Source organism: Nocardioidaceae bacterium, assembly GCA_018672315.1.
Taxonomy (GTDB): Bacteria; Actinomycetota; Actinomycetes; order Propionibacteriales; family Nocardioidaceae; genus TYQ2.
On the sequence record CP076053.1, the window covers coordinates 2,932,899 to 2,951,134 of the forward strand.

Sequence of the window (18,236 nt, forward strand, 5' to 3'; positions counted from 1 at the left end):
GCGGCCCCGCTACCCGAGCGGTTCCTGTGACACGCTCACGACCATGCGTGCGCCACGTGTCCTAGGTCTCCCGGGTCGCCCAGGTCCCATGGATGCCCTCGGTCCGCTGCTGCACGGCGGCCTCACGGCCGTGGCGGCCCTGGGCGCCGCCGAGGCGGCCGCCTGGTGGACGGGTGCCGACTCGCCCGTCGACGACGCAGCGCGCATCGCCGTCGATCTCTCGCCCCATGCCGTGGTGGAGGAGACCGTGCGGCGACTCGGCACGGCCGACAAGCCCGCCGTACGCGCCTCGGCGGCCCTCGGCGTCGGCGCGGCGCTGGCGCTCGCCCACTCGCGCGGCACCGCACGCCGCCTGGGCTCGGTCGGTGCGCTGGTCGGCCTCGACGCGTACGCCGCGCGGCGCCACGCGCCCCGACGCACGCCCCGGGCGCACATGGCCGTCGGGGGAGCAGCGGGCGCCACCGCGCTCGCCGTGCACGGCCTCGGCGCCGTCCCGGCCGCGCTGACGGCGGCAGCGGGCGCGACCGCCTGGCGTGTCACGCACCGGGCCCGCGCCACCCGCCTCGAGGGGGCCGACGCCCGGCTGCAGGCGACCCCGCTCACCGCCGACGAACCCCTGGCGCCTCTGGACGACGGTGCGCACCGGTGGCCCGGTCTCGAGCCGCTCCCCACGACGGCGGACGCTCTCTTCGCCACCGACGTGAACCTGCGCCCACCGCTCGTGGACGCCGCGACCTGGCGCCTGCGCGTGACCGGGCACGTCGAGCGCGAGCTGGACCTCGACCTCGCCTCGCTCGAGGCCCTGGGCACCGTCGAGGCCGACGTGGCGCTGGTGTGCATCCACACCCGGCCGGGGTGGTTGCGACAGGGCACACCCCGCTGGGTCGGCGTGCCGCTCCGGCGGGTCCTCGAGGCGGCCGGCGTGATGCCCGGGGCGGTGGACCTGCGCTCGGTCGCGGTCGACGGCTTCGCCATGCGGCACGGCATCGGCCAGGTGCGGGCCGGGGACGCCTTGGTCGTGATCGGCATGGACGGGCACCGCCTCACGCCTGCGCACGGGGCGCCCGCCCGGTTGCTCGTGCCCGGCCTCTACGGCCAGTACGCCGGCGTCAAGTGGCTGACCGAGCTGCAGGTCACCGACGCCCGGGCCTCGTTCTACTGGGAGTCACGCGGCTTCCCCGTGGCCGTGCAGGGCGTACGCCCCTCCAGCCGCATCGACGCCGTCGGCGGCGTCCGCGTGCCGGTCGGCCGCGACGGGCGTACCCGCGGCGGTGCCGCCGGGACGCTGCGGGTCGGCGGGGGACGTACCGCGATCGTCGGCAGCGCCTGGGCGCCGTGCCACGACGGTGTGGGCGTGGTCGAGGTCCGCGCGGACGAGGGCACCTGGCGTCCGGCCGAGCTCGCGGGACAGATCTCGCCGTACGCCCAACGCCGCTGGCGGGTCGTGCTCGACCTGGAGGCGGGCGACCACGAGCTGCAGGTGCGGATGCGCGCCGCCGACGGCACGGTCCAGGCCGTCGAGCCGTCCGCACCGGGAATGACCGGCGCCACGGGCCTGCACCGGCTGCGGGTGCGCACCTCCTGAGCCCCGGGCGTACGCTCGGGCGCCGTGACGCACGTGCTGACGCTCTCCTGCCCCGACCGGCCCGGCATCGTCGCCGCGGTCTCCGCCGCGCTGGCCGAGGCCGGGGGCAACATCACCGCCAGCCAGCAGTTCGGGTCCGACACCGGCACCTTCTTCATGCGGGTGGAGGTCGAGCTGGAGGGCGACGCACCCCGGGGAGTGCGCGAGCGGCTCGGCGGCGTGGGGGAGTCGTACGCCATGAGCTGGGACCTCGTCGAGGCCGCTGCTCGCCCCCGGGTGCTGGTCATGGTGAGCTCGTACGGGCACTGCCTCAACGACCTGCTCTTCCGCGCCTCGACCGGGGCCCTGCCCATCGAGGTGGTGGGTGTGGTGTCCAACCACGAGACGTTCGCAGGCATGGCCGCGAATCACGACGTGCCCTTCCACCACGTGCCGGTGACCCGCGGGACCAAGCCCGAGGCCGAGGCCCGGCTCAAGCAGATCGCCGCGGACTCCGGCACGGACCTGCTGGTGCTCGCCCGCTACATGCAGATCCTCAGCGACGACCTCTGCCGGCACTTCGCCGGTCGCGCGATCAACATCCACCACTCGATGCTGCCGAGCTTCAAGGGCGCGAAGCCCTACCACCAGGCGCACGCGCGGGGCGTCAAGCTGGTCGGCGCGACGGCGCACTACGTCACCGCCGACCTCGACGAGGGCCCCATCATCGAGCAGGAGGTGGCACGCGTCGACCACTCCAAGGACGTCGAGGAGCTCGTGGCGATCGGGCGCGACACCGAGTGCCAGGCGCTCGCGCGCGCGGTGCGCTGGCACGCCGAGCGGCGGGTGCTGCTCGACGGGTCGCGCACGGTCGTCTTCCGCTGAGAGGCCCAACCGTCACAAATCCGTGAAGTTCGCTCACGGACGTCCCCTCCGGCCGTACGCTGCAGCATCGCCTTGTCCCTCTTGCGTCTCGCTGACGGGGGTCGGCGTCGGCGTGAACATCGCTGGTCACCAGCAGGAGGTCACATGTCAGTCTTCGCATCCGCTACGCCGCGGCGACCCCGTGGCACCCGCACCACCCGTTCGACGCTGGTGGCCGCTGCTGCCGGCGCCCTCGTCGCACCCATGATGCTCGCCGGGCCCGCTGCGGCGGAGTCGGCCGACGGCGTGCGGGTCACCCTCGACGAGCTCGCCCGCAGCCAGGGCGCACCGGCCGCCTCGGCGCGAACGTCGCGCATCCCGCTCGCCGCGGCCGCCGCGGCGATGGGGTCGCGCATCTCGGGCAACGCCGTCGTCGGGTCGGGCCGCAGCGCCGCCTCCTACCTGTGCACCACGCAGTTCCCGAACCGCTCCGCGAACGACGTCGTGGGCACCCGCGGCAACACCGAGGACGTGCTCGAGCTCGGCGCGGTCACGACCAACAACCGGTCCAACCGCATCAACGGCAACAGGGCCGTGACCTCGCGCGCCGCGGCCGCCGACATCGAGCTCGGCGGCGGGGCCGTGGTCATCGAGGGGCTGACCTCCTTCTCGCGCGTCATCGACACGCCCCGCGGGTTCCAGCTGCGCAGCAAGGTCGACATCGCCGCACTGGAGATCGCGGGCCAGCGCATCCCGATCAACCTCGGCTCCGGCAAGCAGACCCTGCCCGTCCCGGGATTGGGCACCCTGACCTTCAACGACGTGCGTCGGGTGAACCGCAAGAACAAGGGCCTGGTGCGGACGTCCGCCCTGGTCGCGGACTTCGCCGACGGCACCAAGGTGCAGCTCGTCCGCTCCAAGGCGCGCTTCGACCGCCAGCCCGACGGCGTCTTCCGCGGCGGCGCCTGGGGGTCGGAGATCGACGTCGCCGGCATCCTCGGCAGCGGCAAGACCGCCTTGGTCCCGATGCCGTGCGCGGGCACCAACGGCCAGCTGAACACCAACGACACCGTCGAGGCCGGTCTGCCCGGCGTGCTCGACGCCGGTGTGCAGGAGTCGGCGGTGCGTACGCGCACCTACCGCAACGGCAACGGCGAGGGCACCGCCTTCAACCGGGTCGCCGAGGTCAGCCTCGGCGGCGGCGCGCTGGAGATCGCCGCGCTGGAGTCCTTCGCGCTCGTCGTCCGCGCTCCTGGCGGCAAGGTCGTGCGCAAGCGCTCGTTCTCGACCATCGGCAGCATCACCGCCGGCGGTCAGACCTTCGAGGCGCCGGACCCGGGCCAGTCCCTGGAGATCCCCGGTGTCGCGACCCTCACCGCCGGGCTCGTGCAGGAGCAGCGCCGCGGCGTGAAGGTCGTCGCCCTGCAGGTCGAGCTGCTCGACGGTCAGGGCGCGACGGTCGACCTCGGGGTCAGCCGGGTCTTCGCCCGTCGCTGAGGTCCCCGCTGCATCACCACCGCATCACCGCCGCACCGCACCGCTCTCGCCCGTCGCTGACCCAGCGGCGGGCGAGAGCCGTCTCGGCAGCGCGCCCCGGGGTGGCGAGTTCGTCGGCGAGGGTGGTCGGACGCTACACTCGGCGCACCGTCTTTCGTTCAAGCGTCGCTGCACGTGCCTGCGTACGCCGAAAGACTCCGCCGCACCCGCACCCTGGGAGCCAACCGGGCCGGGCGGCGAGTCTCTGGCCGCGCTGCAGGCGTCCGGTGCGACGTCGAGAGACGCACGGCCGCACCCGCGGCCACCGAATCGACGACAGCCGGGCTCGCTCGTGACGAGGGCGTGCCCGCGCAGGGGGACCCATGGCTCAATCCGGCTCGCGCAACCGCGGCGCCCAGCGTCAGCGCCGCAACGGTCGACCGTTCGACAACGAGGGCATCATCCCGGTGCTCGCGAAGGCGGTGCGTGAGGTGGAGTCGGCCGTCCAGCGCGGCTCGGTGATGCCGTCGGTGCGTACGAAGTACCAGGTCATCGCCATCCTCGCCCGCGAGGAGCGGCTCCGGGTGAAGGCCGACACCGAGGTCAGCGAGTCCCAGCGCGGAGAACAGCTCAAGCGGCTAGACGGCATCGCCACGATCCTGGCGAAGACCGCGGCCCGTGACAGCACGCTGTTCACGCTGCTCGACGCCGACGCCGAGATCTCCGAGCACGCGGTCGCGTTGAAGCGGCAGATGATGACGGCCGCCGGCATGGCTGCACCGGAGGAGTCAGCGGCTTCCGTCGACGACGCCGCGGTGGTGGTCAGCGAGCGACGTGCCTTCCCGGCCTCCGTCCGCGCCCGGATGCTGTCGCGGCCGTTCCGCCTCCCGGACTACTCCGCGCCCACGCCGCCGGAGCACAACGGCCACGGCCTGCTGTCGGGGTGGGAGCTCCTCGGTCCGCTCTACCGCGCCTTCGAGGAGGCCAGCAGCGGTCAGTCCGCCTGCATGGAGCTGCCGGAGCCGGACGCCGTGCAGCTGGGGTCCGACCAGCCGATGATGGCCCACCAGGCCCGTCTGGTCGCCGCTGTCGAGGGCGGTCACCGCACGTTCCTGCTCGCCGACGAGCCCGGCCTCGGCAAGACCGCCCAGGCACTGCTGGCCGCGCGTGCCGCCGGCGCGTTCCCCCTGCTGGTCGTGGTGCCGAACGTCGTGAAGACGAGCTGGGCCCGTGAGGCCGCCCTGTGGGCGCCCGGGCGCCGCGCCACCGTCATCAACGGCGACGGCGACGACATGGACGGTTTCGCCGACATCGTCATCATCAACTACGAGGTACTCGACCGGCACGCCCACTGGTTGGGCGACCTCGGTTTCGCGGGGATGGTCGTCGACGAGGCCCACTTCGTGAAGAACAAGTCCTCGCAGCGCTCCCAGCTGGTGCTGGCGCTCGCGGACAAGATCCGGCGGCGTACGGCCCGCCCGCTGATGATGGCGCTGACCGGCACCCCGCTGATCAACGACGTCGAGGACTTCCAGGCCATCTGGGAGCTGCTCGGCTGGATCGACGACAAGAAGCCCCGCCCCCAGCTCATGCACGCGCTGGAGGAGAAGGGCTTCACGCCGGCCGACCACGGGTTCTACCCGGCCGCCCGCAGCACCGTGATCGACCTCGGCATCGTACGGCGTCGCAAGGTCGACGTCGCCCAGGACATCCCGGCGCGCCGCGTCGCGGACCTGCCCGTGGAGCTCGACGGTGAGGTCGGGCGGTCCATCCGTCAGGCCGAGGCGGAGCTGGCGCAGCGCATGGTCGAGCGCTACGACGTGGCGCTCGCCAACCGTGCTGCCGGCGCGGGTGCTCGCGGCACGATCGACCTGGACCTCGTCCGCCGCGTCGCGGCCTGGGAGCGGGAGGACCAGGAGGCCTCCAGCGGCGAGAACGTGTTCGGCATGATGCGCAGGCTGGGCTCGGCGAAGGCCGGGCTGGCGGCGGACTACGCCGTGCAGCTGGCCGGCAACGTCGGCAAGGTCGTCTTCTTCGCCAAGCACGTCGACGTGATGGACACCGCCGAGGAGGTCGTACGCCGCCGCGGCATGAAGTCGGTCTCGATCCGCGGCGACCAGAGCCGGGCCGCTCGCGAGGAGGCGATCCGGTCCTTCACCGAGGACCCTGACGTCGCGGTGATCGTCTGCTCGCTGTCGGCCGCGGGCGTCGGTCTGAACCTGCAGGTCGCCTCCAACCTCGTGCTCGCGGAGCTCTCGTGGACCGCCGCCGAGCAGACCCAGGCGATCGACCGGATCCACCGCATCGGTCAGTCGGAGCCGGTCACCGCCTGGCGCGTGATCGCCGCGCACACGATCGACACCAAGATCGCCGAGCTCATCGACTCCAAGGCGGGTCTCGCCGCCCGGGCGCTCGACGGGTCGGACGAGGAGGTCGGCTCCTCGGCCGACGTGCAGACCGAGGCGCTGGTGGCGCTGCTGACCGAGGCGCTGGAGCGTCGCGTGCAGCAGCCCTCCAGGCGCACCCGCCGCCTCTGACCGCGAGGGGTCACTTCCCGCGAGGGGTCACTTCCGGCGAGGGGTCACTTCCGGCGAGGGGTCACTTCCGGCGAGGGGTCACTTCCGGCGAGGGGTCGGTTCTCGCGAGGGGTCACTCCTGGCGAGGGGTCGGTTTCGGTAATCGAGAGGCGTCGTGGCGCGAGAATCGACCTCTCGCGAAGACTGACCTCTCGCGAGAATCGACGTCTCGCGAAGATTGACCTCTCGCGAGAGGTGACCTCTCGCGATCAGGGGGTGGTCGTACGGCGAGGGTTGGCGACCATCACGCCAGCCACGCCCGGCGAGTCCGCCACGGGGGGCGACCCGTCGAGCTCTCCGGCCGCCCGGATCTCGACGAGGTCGTGGGGCAGCGTCGGCGGCAGCACGGCCCCGGGGTTGAGGATGCCTCGCGGATCCAGCGCCTGCTTCAGCGCGACCGAGGCTGCGTACGCCCCGTCGTCGAGCTCGGTCCGCAGCCAGTCGCGCTTGAGACGCCCCACGCCGTGCTCGCCCGTGACCGTGCCGCCGAGATCCAGGGCGGCGCGCGTGACGGCGTCGAACGCCCGCCTCATCGCGGCGACCGAGGCCGGGTCGGACGCATCGTGGATGAGGGTCGGGTGCATGTTGCCGTCGCCGGCGTGACCGAAGACGCCGATGGTGAGACCGGTGTCGGCGGCGATGCGTTCGACGGCCTCGAGCAGGGCGACGACGCGCCCGCGCGGCACGCACACGTCGTCGAGCAGCCAGTCCCCGAGCACCTCCAGCGCGGGCAGGGCCTGGCGGCGCGCCTCCATCAGCGCCGCGGACTCCACCGCGTCGTCGGAGACGACGACCTCCGCGCCGACCTTCTCGCAGAGTCCGGCCGCGCGGGCGATGGTGGCGTGACCCCCGGCGTCATCGGCCTGGGCCAGCAGCATGGCGGCGGGCTCGCCGAGGTCCATGCCGGTGTGCGCGGCCACCGCGCGCAGGGTGGTGCGGTCGAGCACCTCCAGGGCCGACAGGGACACACCGTCGTGCACGAGGGCCTCCACGGCCTCTCCGGCTCGCCCGAGGGAGTCGAACGACGCCACCAGCGTCATCGGGGTCTGCGGCGCGGGCACGAGGCGTACGGTCACCTCGGTCACCACGGCGAGCGTGCCCTCGGAGCCGACGAGCAGCGAGGTCAGGTCGTAGCCGGCGACGCCCTTGGCCGTACGCCGCCCGGTGCGCAGCACCGTGCCGTCGGCGAGCACGGCCTCCAGCGCGAGCACGTAGTCGCCGGTGACGCCGTACTTGACGCAGCACATGCCGCCCGCGTTCGTCGCCACGTTGCCGCCGATCGTCGACCAGGCGAGCGAACCGGGATCGGGCGGGTAGAAGAGCCCGGCGGCGGCAGCGGCCGTACGCAGCTCGGCGGTCACCACGCCCGGCTGGGCGACGGCGAGGCGCTCGAGCGGGTCGACCTCGACGGTGCCGGTCATGCGACGGGTCGAGAGCACGACGCCGTCGACCCGGGCGGTGGCCGCGGCGCCGAGTCCGGACCCGGCGCCGCGGGTCACCACGGGCACGTCGCCCTCGTACGCCAGCCGCAGCATCCTCGAGACGTCCGCGGTGGTGCGGGGGAGCAGGACCAGGGCCGGGGGACCGAGCAGCGCGGCCTCCGCGGGCTCCGACGACGTGAGGAGCGAGGGCGGCACCTCGTCGCGGGCGTAGGACCCGAGCAGGTCCTCGTCGTCGACGAGCAGGGCGCGGTCCAGCTCCGCGAAGACGGCGCGTACGCGCTCCCGGGCGGCACCGCGCTGCTCGGGGGTCATCGCACGCTCAGTCCTCGACGGCCATCTCGCCGAGCTGGCTCCATCCCTGCTGGTCGACCTCGGTGGAGACGATGTCGGGCGTACGCGAGAGGTACTGCGGCAGCTCTCGCGTGGCCTTCTCGAAGTGCTCGGAGTTCACGTGGGCGGCCCCGGCGTCGCCGTCGCGGAACGCCTCGGTGAGCAGGTAGACGTCCGGGTCCTCCACCGAGCGCGCCCACTCGAACCACAGACAGCCGTCCTCGGCGTTGCAGGCCTGCGTGAACTCCCGGGAGAGCTCGGGCCAGTCGTCGGCGTGCTCGGGCTTGACGGGGAACTTGGCGGTGATGAAGATCATCCGCCGAACCTAGCCCCCCGGCAGCTCACCGACCAGACCGAGGTCCCGTCGTGACGTCAGCTCACGCCGTCGGCGGCGAGCACACGTCGGACCTCGCGGGTGTCCACCCACTGGCCGATGACGCCGAGCAGCGCCGCGACGAGCACGACACCCGTCACGACAGACGGCGACCGGTCGGACCCGAGCAGTGACGACCCGAAGATCCAGGCGGCGAGCACGGGGAGTCCGAAGGCCAAGGAGATCACTTGCCGACGGGTGTCGCTCGAGCTCTCCAGCTGGTCCTCCAGCTGCTGACGCGCCCCGGTGGGTCGGGATCCGATGCGCCACAGCAGGTAGTTGCCGCCCGCGAGCAGCAGCGACAGGATCCCCAGGACGACGGAGAGGCCGACGGGCACGCGGGTGAAGAGCATCGCCACGATGCTGATCGCGAAGAGTCCCGCAGCCAGCACGTTCACGGCGATGTTCACGCCCAGAGGGATCTTCAGGTGCTTCGGCATCTCGCCGAAGGAGCGGCGACCCCGGGCCACGTCCGCGGCCGAGGCCTGGCCACGGGCACGCCTCCACATCGGCACGACGGCGACGGCGAACAGCGTCAAGCCGATGGCGATGAGTCCGAACCCGACCCCGGACGGTCCTCCTCCCGACTGCAGAGCCAATCCTCCCGCCAGCGGTCCGAGCGCGAGACCCACCAGCACGCGTTGCCAGTTCATCGTGGTGCTGTGCATGCGTACCGGTGTTCCCGGGGCCGCTGCGGCGACACCCTCGGGGTACGCCGGCTCATCCCTCGCGCCGGTTGCGGAACCTCTCCTTGTACGCCTCCCAGTCCCACCGCGCGAGGAACGACTCCGCCGAGCTGCGGCCCCCCTCGAGCAGCCGTTCCTTGTCGGCGTCGGAGAGCCGGAAGTCCACCGGGTTCACCCCCGAGGTGTCGACACGGATGGTGCGGGCCGCCACCCAGGGCAACGAGAGCCGCGCCTGGTCGCGCCCGACGAGCGTGGTGGTCACCAGGTCCGACAGCAGCGCCAGGGGTCCGCCGCCGGGCACCAGGTTCAGCACCGGCAGCAGCGCGGGTCCGTCGGCAGGCAGGTCGGGCACGAGCTTGATCCCGAACGTCGGCCACCGCGGCGGCCGCGGACCGGTGCGGTCGAGCACGTCGATCGGGAAGTTCGACAGCACCCCGCCGTCGACCAGCGTGGAGGTCGTGCCGTCCGCCGCGGTCAGGCTCGCGGGCTCGAAGAAGAAGGGGATGGCCGTCGAGGCGCGTACGGCGTCGGCGACGGGCTGCTCGTCGGGGTCGAGGCCGTAGACGCGCTGGTAGTCCCACGGCAGCCGCACCAGCAGGCCGCGGGTCACGTCGGTGACGGTGACGACGAGCTTCCACCGCTCCTCCAGCGGCGCCTCGTCGCCGCCGCGGCGCAGGTCGCCGAAGGTGACGACACCACGCTCGGCGAGCACGTCGCCGACGAACTCGTGCAGCCAGTCGCCCTCGTACACGCCGTCGTCGAGGAGCAGCGAGGCGATGGGTCCGAGCACGGGCACCCGGTCCACGAGCGACCGGTCCGTGAAGCGCCGGAAGTCGGTCTCCCGCATCAGCTCGACCATGCGCGCGGCCGGCATGCCGGCCGCGACCAGGGCCCCGACCAGGGAGCCGACGCTCGACCCGGCGACGCGCTCGAAGTCGTACCCGGCGCGCTCGAGCTCGTCGATCACCCCTACGTGCCCGATGCCGAGGACGCCGCCGCCCTCCATGACGAGATCCGCACGCAAGCCGCTCACCGGGCGAAACTATCCAGAGCCGGCCTGGGCGCAGCGCAGGCGCGACGACCTCGCCGTGGGTAGTGTCCGCCCCGTGACCACGAAGCTGCGGGCCCTGATCATCGGTGCCGGATTCGGCGGCCTCTCCGCCGCGAAGGCGTTGCGAGACACCGGCGTCACCGACATCACCATCCTCGAGCGGAGCACCGACGTCGGCGGGGTGTGGCGCGACAACACCTATCCGGGCGCCGCGTGCGACGTCCCCTCGGACCTCTATTCCTGGTCATGGGCCCCGCACGCGGGCTGGCGGCGGCGCTACGGGACGCAGACGGAGATCTTCGCCTACATCCGGCGCACCGCCCAGGAGCAGGGATTCACCGACCTCGTCCGCTTCGGCGCGCAGGTCGACCGGCTGGAGTGGGACGCCGAGCAGGCGACCTGGACGGCGACCCTGGCCGACGGCAGCACCGAGACGGCCGACCTGGTGGTCACCGCGGTCGGTCAGCTCTCCAACCCCCGGCTGCCCGACATCCCCGGGCACGAGACCTTCGCCGGGCCCGCCATGCACACCGCGACCTGGGACCACTCGGTCGACCTGACCGGCAAGCGCGTCGTGTGCGTGGGCACGGGCGCCTCCGCCATCCAGGCGGTGCCGCGCATCGCACCGGCGGCCGAGCACACCACGGTGCTGCAGCGCACCCCGCCGTACGTCGTCCCCAAGCCCGATACCGAGTACGGCGCCGCGGCCTACCTCGCCCGCCGCGACGATCGCGTCATCAAGGCCGCCCGCAGCACGGTCTTCTGGGTCACCGAGGTCTTCAACCAGGCCCTGGTCGGCGACCGCCGGGTCGACGACGCGGTGATCCGCGCCATCCGTACGTCGTGGTGGCTGCACCTGCGTCGCTCGGTCAGCGACCCCGCCCTCCGCAAGGCGCTGACACCCGACTACCCGATCGGTTGCAAGCGGCTGCTGTTCTCCTCCGAGTGGTACCCGACGCTCGACCGTGACGACGTCGACCTCGTCACCGAGGGCGTGACCGGGGTCGAGCCCGAGGGCGTACGCCTCGCCGACGGCCGCCTCGTCGAGGCCGACGTGCTGGTGTGGGGCACCGGCTTCGCCGCCACCGACTTCCTCGCCGGCATCGAGGTCGTGGGCGCCGAGGGCGTGAAGCTCCACGACGACGTGTGGGACGACGGCGCGTGGGCGCACCTCGGGGTGACCGTGCCCGGCTTCCCCAACCTGTTCATGATCTACGGCCCGAACACCAACCTGGGGGGCTCCTCGATCATCACGATGCTGGAGGCGCAGGCCGGGTACGCCGCGCAGGTCGCTCGTCGTATCGCCGAGGGCCGGGCCGATGCGTACGAGGTGCGCGAGCACGTGGCCCGCCACTACGACACCGAGATGCAGGAGCGGCTCAACGACTCGGTGTGGAACGCGTGCACGAGCTGGTACAACGACGGCTCGCGCATCACTACGAACTGGCCCGGCATCGTCGAGGAGTACGTCGACCGTCTCGCCGAGGTCGACGAGTCCGACCTGGTCGCGCACCACCCCGCGGCGGCGCGAGCGCGTGACTGAGGTGGGCGGGCCCACCCAGCCGGCGCCGGGGGTGCTGCGTACGCCCCCGACCAGGTTCGAGGGCCTGCCCGACTACGACTTCGCGCCGCACTGGACCGGCGTCAGCGCAGGAGACGGTGCGATGGCGCGGGTGCCGATGCGGATGCACCACGTCGAGCAGGGGCCCGCCGACGGGCCGGTCGTGCTCATGCTGCACGGCGAGCCGAGCTGGAGCTATCTCTACCGCCACATGGTGCCGGCCTTCGCCCGTGAGGGCTTCCGTGCCATCGCCCCGGACCTCATCGGCTTCGGCCGGTCGGACAAACCGACGCACAGGTCGGCCTACACCTACCAGGCCCACGTCGACTGGGTCCGCGACTGGTTCGACGCCCACCAGCTCACCGACGTCACCCTCGTGTGCCAGGACTGGGGGTCGCTGATCGGCCTCCGTCTGGTCGGCGAGCTGCCCGAGAGGTTCGCCCGGGTCGTCGTCGCCAACGGCTTCCTGCCGACCGCGGAGCGCGGCACCCCGCTCGCTTTCGACCTGTGGCAGGCGGCGTCGAGGTTCTCACCGGTCTTCCCCGCCGGCCGCATCGTCGCCCTCGGCACGAAGCGCCCTCTGTCCCGCGGTGAGCGCGCGGCGTACGACGCTCCCTTCGGCAACCGCGCCAGCCAGGCGGGTGCGCGGGTCTTCCCCTCGCTGGTGCCGACCGAGGAGAGCGATCCCGCCGTGCCGGCCAACCGCGAGGCGTGGCGGGTGCTGGGGCAGTGGGACAAGCCGTTCCTCACGCTGTTCGGTTGCCACGACCCGATCCTGGGTCGGGCGGACCGTCCGCTGCAGCAGCACGTGCCGGGTGCCGCAGGTCAGCCGCACGGTCGGCTGGACGGCTCGCACTTCGTGCAGGAGGACTGCGGGCTCGAGATCGTCGAGCGGACGGTCTCCTGGATCCGCGGCAGCGGCCCCGTCTGACTCAGGCGCCTGACTCCGCCGCCTGACTCAGCCGGCAGACGGCGTGACGTCGGCGGCCGGGGGGTCGAGCGCGAGGAACAGCTGGGTGGTCAGGTCGAACGCGCGGACGGCCTCCTCGACGACCTCGTCCGCCTCCCGGGCACGCAGCGCCGCTGCGTCGAGACCCTCGCGGTAGCGGCGCAGGAAGGGCACGGTGCTCGGCCGCCCGTGGCGGGTCGATTCGGCCACGGCGGAGAAGTCGTAGAAGGCCACCCCGTCGTGCCCGGCCGTACGCAGCGCCGAGGCCACGACCTGGCCGCCGGAGAGGTCGCCGAGGTAGCGCACGTAGTGGTGGGCGAGGAGGCGGTGGGGCGCCGAGCGCGCCACGTGCTCGAGCCGGTCGACGTACGCGATCGTCGCGGCCCGCACCGCCGGTGTCTCCGCCGGCTCCCCCCATCGCGCCAGGTCCGCCCGCAGCGCGCTCAGACGCTGTAGGCCGGGGTCGTGCACGACCGCGATCGCGGGGTGGGAGACGTGGGCCGCCACGGCATCCTCGAGTGCCGCGTAGATCTCGGTCAGGGCCGCCAGGTACGCCGCGTACGTGGCGCGTCTCACGCGTCCGGTCGCGAGGGTCGCGGCCCACCCCGTGGACTCCGCCGTACGGTGCGCCGTCGCGGTTGCCTGTCGCAACCGCGCGGCCAGTGGCTGAGCCGTCACGAGCACCTCGGTAGTTGATCGTTTGACATCTGTGTGGCGATAGTTTCAGTCCGTAAGGGTGTGTGGTCGCCCAGTGCTCGGGAAGATTCAAGATCATGCCGCCAGTCGTGACGTCCGGACAGGCGAAGGAGGAGCACCGCCTTCCCTTCGCCCCGCCGTCGACCGTCAAGGCGCGCAACCTGCTCGACGACTTCGTCCGCGCCGCCTCGCTGTCGCACCGCTGTCAGCAGGAGGCGACCATCGTGCTCGGCGAGCTCGTGTCGAACGCGTTGGACCACGGGTCCCCGATGCCCGGCGACTGCTTCACGGTGGAGTTCTCGCGTACGCCCGAGGGCCTCACACTCTGCGTGACCGACGGCGGCTCCCACGCTGCGCCGCGGGTCCGGGTCGTCAACGCCGGCCCGTACGCCGCCCGGGGCCGCGGGCTCGCCATGGTGCAGGCGCTCTGCGCCGAGTGGAAGGTCGACCAGGAGACCGGGACCCGGGTCATGGCGACCCTGAGCTGCTGACGCGAGGCGACCGAGGGGTCCGCAGACGCGACAACACCCGGTGCCGCGTCGGCGGGACCGGGTGTCGTGCTGGACGGAGGCGCTCAGGCGCTCGCGTCCGCCGTGCCCTCGCGGGACTCCTTGAACGGGATGGCGCAGATCGTGAGCACCCGCTGCGGTACCGAGCCGGGCTTCGCGACGAGGTCGAGCGTCGTGCCCTTCTCGTGGGCCGCAGCCAGCGCCTTGGCGATGACGCCGACGGCGACACTGGGGAAGTAGTCGACGTCGGAGAGATCGATCGTCAGGTCCTTCGAGTGGTCCTCGGAGTGCTCGGCGATCAGGTTGCGCAGCTCGATGACTGCGTCGTACTCGACGGAACCGTGGAGGACCAGGGTGTCTCCGTCGAGCTCGGAGGTGAAGGGGCGTTCAAGCATGCCGCCCACACTAGACGGGCCACCCCAGGCTCGTCACCCGGGTCGCCCACGTCGACGTACGCCGCATTCTGGACCACCCCTGCGGAGGGTGGCAACGCACGAAGGACGGCTCCCTCCGTGCGCGGACGACACCTGTCGGGCACTATGGCGTCACGAGGCGGACGTTTCGACGTCCGGCCCCTCGCAGACCGCCCCGCCCCCGACCGACGGATGTCCATGACCCTGCCCCCCTCGCCGCACGCACCGGCGCATCCGGGGGTCGACCTGTCGAGCTGCGAGAACGAGCCGATCCACATCCCGGGTGCGGTGCAGCCGCACGGGGTGCTCCTGGCGCTGGACCCCGTCGACATGCGCGTGGTGATGGCCTCGCAGAACACCGACGACATGCTCGGGATGCCCGTCGACCGTGCCATCGGGGCCGACGTGGTCGACCTGATCGGCACCGGACTGGCGGACCAGATCCGGCACCACGTCGCCCAGGGGCTGCTCGCGGAGTCCCTGGTCGTCGTGCTGGGCCCGATGCCACGGTCCGACGGGACCGAGCTGCGCGGGCGCCTCACCGGGTGCGAGGTCGACGTCTCCGTCCACGAGGCCGACGGCCTGCTGGTCGTGGAGCTCGAGGAGTTCGGCCGGCCGCGCAGCGTGCTGCTGTCCTACCAGTCCGCACGCGGCGCGATGGACCGGCTCTCCTCGGCCCCCGACATCGAGGAGCTGGCACGTCGACTCGCCGTCGAGGTGCGCGACCTCACCTTGTTCGACCGGGTGATGGTCTACCGCTTCGACGCGGAGTGGAACGGCGAGGTGGTCGCCGAGACGGCTCGTGAGGACCTCGAGCCCTTCCTCGGCCTGCGTTATCCCGCCAGCGACATCCCCGCCCAGGCGCGGCGGCTCTACACCGTGAACTGGACCCGCCTGATCGCCGACGTGGACTACGAGCCCGTGCCCGTCGACCCGCTGGTCGGCCCCCGCACCGGTCGACCCCTGGACATGTCGCGGTCCTCGCTGCGCAGCGTCTCCCCGGTGCACCTGGAGTACCTGCGCAACATGGGCGTCACGGCGTCGATGTCGGTCTCCCTGGTGCACAACGACCGGCTGTGGGGCCTGGTGGCCTGCCACCACTACTCCGGACCCCACCGCCCCAGCCAGGACGCCCGTGCGGCCGCGGAGTTCCTGGGCCAGGTCGCCTCCGGCGAGTTCGCCGAGCGGGAGTCCGCCGCGAGCCGCATCGACATGCTCGAGGCCAGCAGCGTGCTCTCGCGCATCACGAGCCGTCTCGCCCGTGACCCCCGCTCGCTCTCGGCCGCGATGGTCGAGGACCCCGAGATCCTCGCGCTCGTGGGAGCCAGCGGTGTCGCGTGCCTCAGCGAGGGTGCCCTGCGCACCGCTGGTGAGGTGCCCGACGACGAGGTCCTGCTCGACCTCGGCGAGCAGCTGTGCGCGCTGGCCGAGGCCGGCCGGCAGGACGGTGCCGAACAGTTCGCGCCGGTCGCCACCGACAACCTGGTGAGTCTCGTGGACACCGTCGGCGACGTCGCCGCGGGGGCGTTGCTCATCAACCCGGGTCCCGGGTGGTGGCTGATGTGGCTGCGGCCGCCGTACGTGCGCGAGGTCACCTGGGCCGGCAACCCCGCCCTCAGCAAGACGCCCACGCAGGCCGAGGACGGGTCCGTACGCCTCTCCCCGCGCAAGTCCTTCGAGCAGTGGTCCGAGCTGGTGCGCGATCGCAGCGAGCCCTGGTCGAGCACCGCCATGGACATCGCCGAGTCGCTGCAGACCCACCTCGTCAGCGTCATGCTCAAGCGCTCGCGGGAGCAGGTCATGGTGGCCCAGTCCCTCCAGCAGAGCGTCGTGGCGGAGTGGTCCTCGCAGCTCCGCGGCCTCGACGTCGCCGTCCGCTACACCCCGGCGACCTCCTACCAGCTCGGTGGCGACTGGTGGGACCTGGTCGACCTCGACGGCGACCGGGTCGCTCTCGTGATCGGTGACGTCGCCGGGCACGGTGTCAGCGCGGTCGCCGCCATGACCCAGGTGCGCGCCGCCCTGCGCGCCTACCTCTTCGCGGGCATCGACGTCGCCGAGGCCTTCGACCACCTCGACCGCCTCATGGCGCGCACGTTCGACGCACGGGTGGCCTCGGCCTGCGCCGTGGTGCTCGATCGCGGCACGCGCATGGCCCGCATCGTCAACGCGGGACACCCCCCGCCGGTGATCTGCGGCCAGATCGAGCTGCCGTCGCTGAAGCAGCTCATCAGTCGACCGGTGCTCGGCCTGGGCATGGGCACGACCACGCCGCTGGACGTACGGCTGCCCGAGGGTGCCTCGATGGTGCTCTACACCGACGGGCTCGTCGAACGACGCGGCGAGGACCTGCTGCGCAACATCGAGCGGCTGCGCGCGACGGCCTGCGCCGGCCCCGGGGGTCGGGACCTGGAGTCCTGGCTCGAGACGCTCGTCGAGGTGAACCCGGGGGAGACCGACGACGACACCACCGTCGTCGCCTTCGCTCTCTGACATCCCGGATCCTGGGCACCGGAATCGCCGCCGTGGGCGTTCTGCGACGATGAGCGCGTGAAGGCCCTGCTGCTCGAGAACATCCACCCGCACGCGTACGACATCCTCACCGGCGCCGGCATCGAGGTCGAGACCGCCGAGGGCGCGCTGGACACCGACGAGCTGGTCGCCGCCCTGCAGGGTGTCTCACTGCTCGGCATCCGCTCCAAGACCCAGGTCACCGCCGAGGTGGTCGCGAACGCCCCCGACCTGATGGCCATCGGCGCGTTCTGCATCGGCACCAACCAGATCGACCTCGCCGCAGCCGCCGGGGCGGGCGTCGCGGTCTTCAACGCGCCCTACTCCAACACCCGCTCGGTGGTGGAGATCGCGATCGCCGAGATCATCGCGCTCGCGAGGCGGCTCACCGACCGCAACAAGGCGCTTCACGAGGGCGTGTGGGACAAGTCCGCGTCGGGCAGCCACGAGGTGCGCGGGCGCGCCCTCGGCATCGTCGGCTACGGCAACATCGGCAGCCAGCTCTCGGTCGTGGCCGAGATGCTCGGCATGCAGGTCTACTTCTACGACACCGAGGAGAAGCTGGCGCTCGGCAACGCCCGCCGCTGCGCCTCGCTCGACGAGCTGCTCGGCAAGGTCGACACGGTGACGTTGCACGTGGACGGCCGGGAGGGCAACGCCGGCATCTTCGGGGCCGAGCAGTTCGCCACGATGCGGCCCCGGTCGATCTTCCTCAACCTCTCGCGCGGGTTCGTGGTCGAGCACCAGGCGCTGCACGACAACCTGGTCTCCGGTCACCTCGCCGGAGCGGCCGTCGACGTGTTCCCCGAGGAGCCCAAGTCGCGCGGTGACCGGTTCAGCTCGCCGCTCATCGGTCTGCCCAACGTGATCCTGACCCCTCACATCGGCGGCAGCACCGAGGAGGCCCAGGAGGACATCGGGCGCTTCGTCGGCGGCAAGCTGCGCGACTACGTGGGCGAGGGCAACACCGCCCTCTCGGTCAACCTGCCGCCGCTGCAGCCGGGGCGGCAGGGCGCCGTCCGCATCGCCCACGTGCACCGCAACACCCCGGGCGTGCTGGCACACCTGAACCAGCTCTTCGCGAAGTACGGCACCAACATCGACGCCCAGCAGCTCGCCACGCGCGGCACGCAGGGCTACGCGGTCACCGACGTGCACGAGGTCTCCGAGGACCTGCTCACCGAGCTGTCGCAGCACCCGGACACGATCCGGCTGCGCGTGCTGGGCGCCTGAGG

General features: G+C 72.4%; 15 protein-coding genes. 9 read left to right on the plus strand and 6 right to left on the minus strand.

The window, feature by feature from the left end:
• Positions 1-88: 88 nt before the first annotated feature.
• The 4 genes from KLP28_14125 (at position 89) to KLP28_14140 (ending at position 6,441) form a co-directional block, all read left to right on the plus strand.
• Positions 89-1,585, plus strand: coding sequence for a molybdopterin-dependent oxidoreductase (locus KLP28_14125; protein ID QWC84689.1), 1,497 nt, complete (start codon positions 89-91; stop codon positions 1,583-1,585).
• 24 nt (positions 1,586-1,609) lie between these two features.
• On the plus strand, positions 1,610-2,449 hold the full coding sequence (gene purU / locus KLP28_14130) for a formyltetrahydrofolate deformylase (protein QWC84690.1): 840 nt from the start codon (positions 1,610-1,612) through the stop codon (positions 2,447-2,449).
• A 144-nt stretch (positions 2,450-2,593) separates the two neighbouring features.
• Positions 2,594-3,925, plus strand: coding sequence for a hypothetical protein (locus tag KLP28_14135; protein ID QWC84691.1), 1,332 nt, complete (start codon positions 2,594-2,596; stop codon positions 3,923-3,925).
• Between the two features lie 362 nt (positions 3,926-4,287).
• Entirely contained in the window at positions 4,288-6,441 is a 2,154-nt protein-coding gene (locus KLP28_14140; protein QWC84692.1) for a DEAD/DEAH box helicase, read from the plus strand.
• Between the two features lie 248 nt (positions 6,442-6,689).
• Here KLP28_14140 and KLP28_14145 read toward each other — a convergent pair whose 3' ends face one another.
• The 4 genes from KLP28_14145 to KLP28_14160 are packed head-to-tail and all read right to left on the minus strand — an operon-like array spanning position 6,690 to position 10,344.
• A complete protein-coding gene (locus KLP28_14145; GenBank protein QWC84693.1) occupies positions 6,690-8,234 on the minus strand; it encodes an FAD-binding protein in 1,545 nt (514 codons plus the stop codon).
• 7 nt (positions 8,235-8,241) lie between these two features.
• A complete protein-coding gene (locus tag KLP28_14150; protein QWC84694.1) occupies positions 8,242-8,568 on the minus strand; it encodes an antibiotic biosynthesis monooxygenase in 327 nt (108 codons plus the stop codon).
• A 56-nt stretch (positions 8,569-8,624) separates the two neighbouring features.
• On the minus strand, positions 8,625-9,293 hold the full coding sequence (locus KLP28_14155) for a hypothetical protein (GenBank protein QWC84695.1): 669 nt from the start codon (positions 9,291-9,293) through the stop codon (positions 8,625-8,627).
• Between the two features lie 52 nt (positions 9,294-9,345).
• Positions 9,346-10,344 carry a patatin-like phospholipase family protein gene (locus KLP28_14160; protein ID QWC84696.1) on the minus strand — a complete coding sequence of 333 codons (999 nt, stop codon included), beginning with the start codon at positions 10,342-10,344 and terminating at the stop codon, positions 9,346-9,348.
• Between the two features lie 85 nt (positions 10,345-10,429).
• On the opposite strand from KLP28_14160, the gene KLP28_14165 reads away from it, so the two are divergent.
• The gene (locus KLP28_14165; protein ID QWC86992.1) at positions 10,430-11,905 is read left to right on the plus strand and encodes an NAD(P)/FAD-dependent oxidoreductase; all 1,476 of its coding nucleotides are present in this window, start codon (positions 10,430-10,432) and stop codon (positions 11,903-11,905) included.
• A 31-nt stretch (positions 11,906-11,936) separates the two neighbouring features.
• Positions 11,937-12,854, plus strand: coding sequence for a haloalkane dehalogenase (locus tag KLP28_14170; protein QWC86993.1), 918 nt, complete (start codon positions 11,937-11,939; stop codon positions 12,852-12,854).
• A 27-nt stretch (positions 12,855-12,881) separates the two neighbouring features.
• On the opposite strand, the gene KLP28_14175 is transcribed toward KLP28_14170, so the two are convergent.
• Positions 12,882-13,550 carry a biliverdin-producing heme oxygenase gene (locus KLP28_14175; GenBank protein QWC84697.1) on the minus strand — a complete coding sequence of 223 codons (669 nt, stop codon included), beginning with the start codon at positions 13,548-13,550 and terminating at the stop codon, positions 12,882-12,884.
• A 107-nt stretch (positions 13,551-13,657) separates the two neighbouring features.
• On the opposite strand from KLP28_14175, the gene KLP28_14180 reads away from it, so the two are divergent.
• Positions 13,658-14,059 (plus strand): ATP-binding protein, encoded by a 402-nt coding sequence (locus tag KLP28_14180; GenBank protein ID QWC84698.1) that lies wholly within the window; start codon positions 13,658-13,660, stop codon positions 14,057-14,059.
• An 83-nt stretch (positions 14,060-14,142) separates the two neighbouring features.
• Here the strand turns inward: KLP28_14180 and KLP28_14185 are convergent, their stop codons facing one another.
• Positions 14,143-14,472, minus strand: coding sequence for an STAS domain-containing protein (locus KLP28_14185; GenBank protein QWC84699.1), 330 nt, complete (start codon positions 14,470-14,472; stop codon positions 14,143-14,145).
• Between the two features lie 216 nt (positions 14,473-14,688).
• On the opposite strand from KLP28_14185, the gene KLP28_14190 reads away from it, so the two are divergent.
• Complete coding sequence (locus tag KLP28_14190) at positions 14,689-16,983, plus strand: SpoIIE family protein phosphatase (protein ID QWC84700.1); 2,295 nt, start codon at positions 14,689-14,691, stop codon at positions 16,981-16,983.
• Between the two features lie 57 nt (positions 16,984-17,040).
• A complete protein-coding gene (gene serA / locus KLP28_14195) occupies positions 17,041-18,234 on the plus strand; it encodes a phosphoglycerate dehydrogenase (protein ID QWC84701.1) in 1,194 nt (397 codons plus the stop codon).
• Positions 18,235-18,236: the final 2 nt, after the last annotated feature.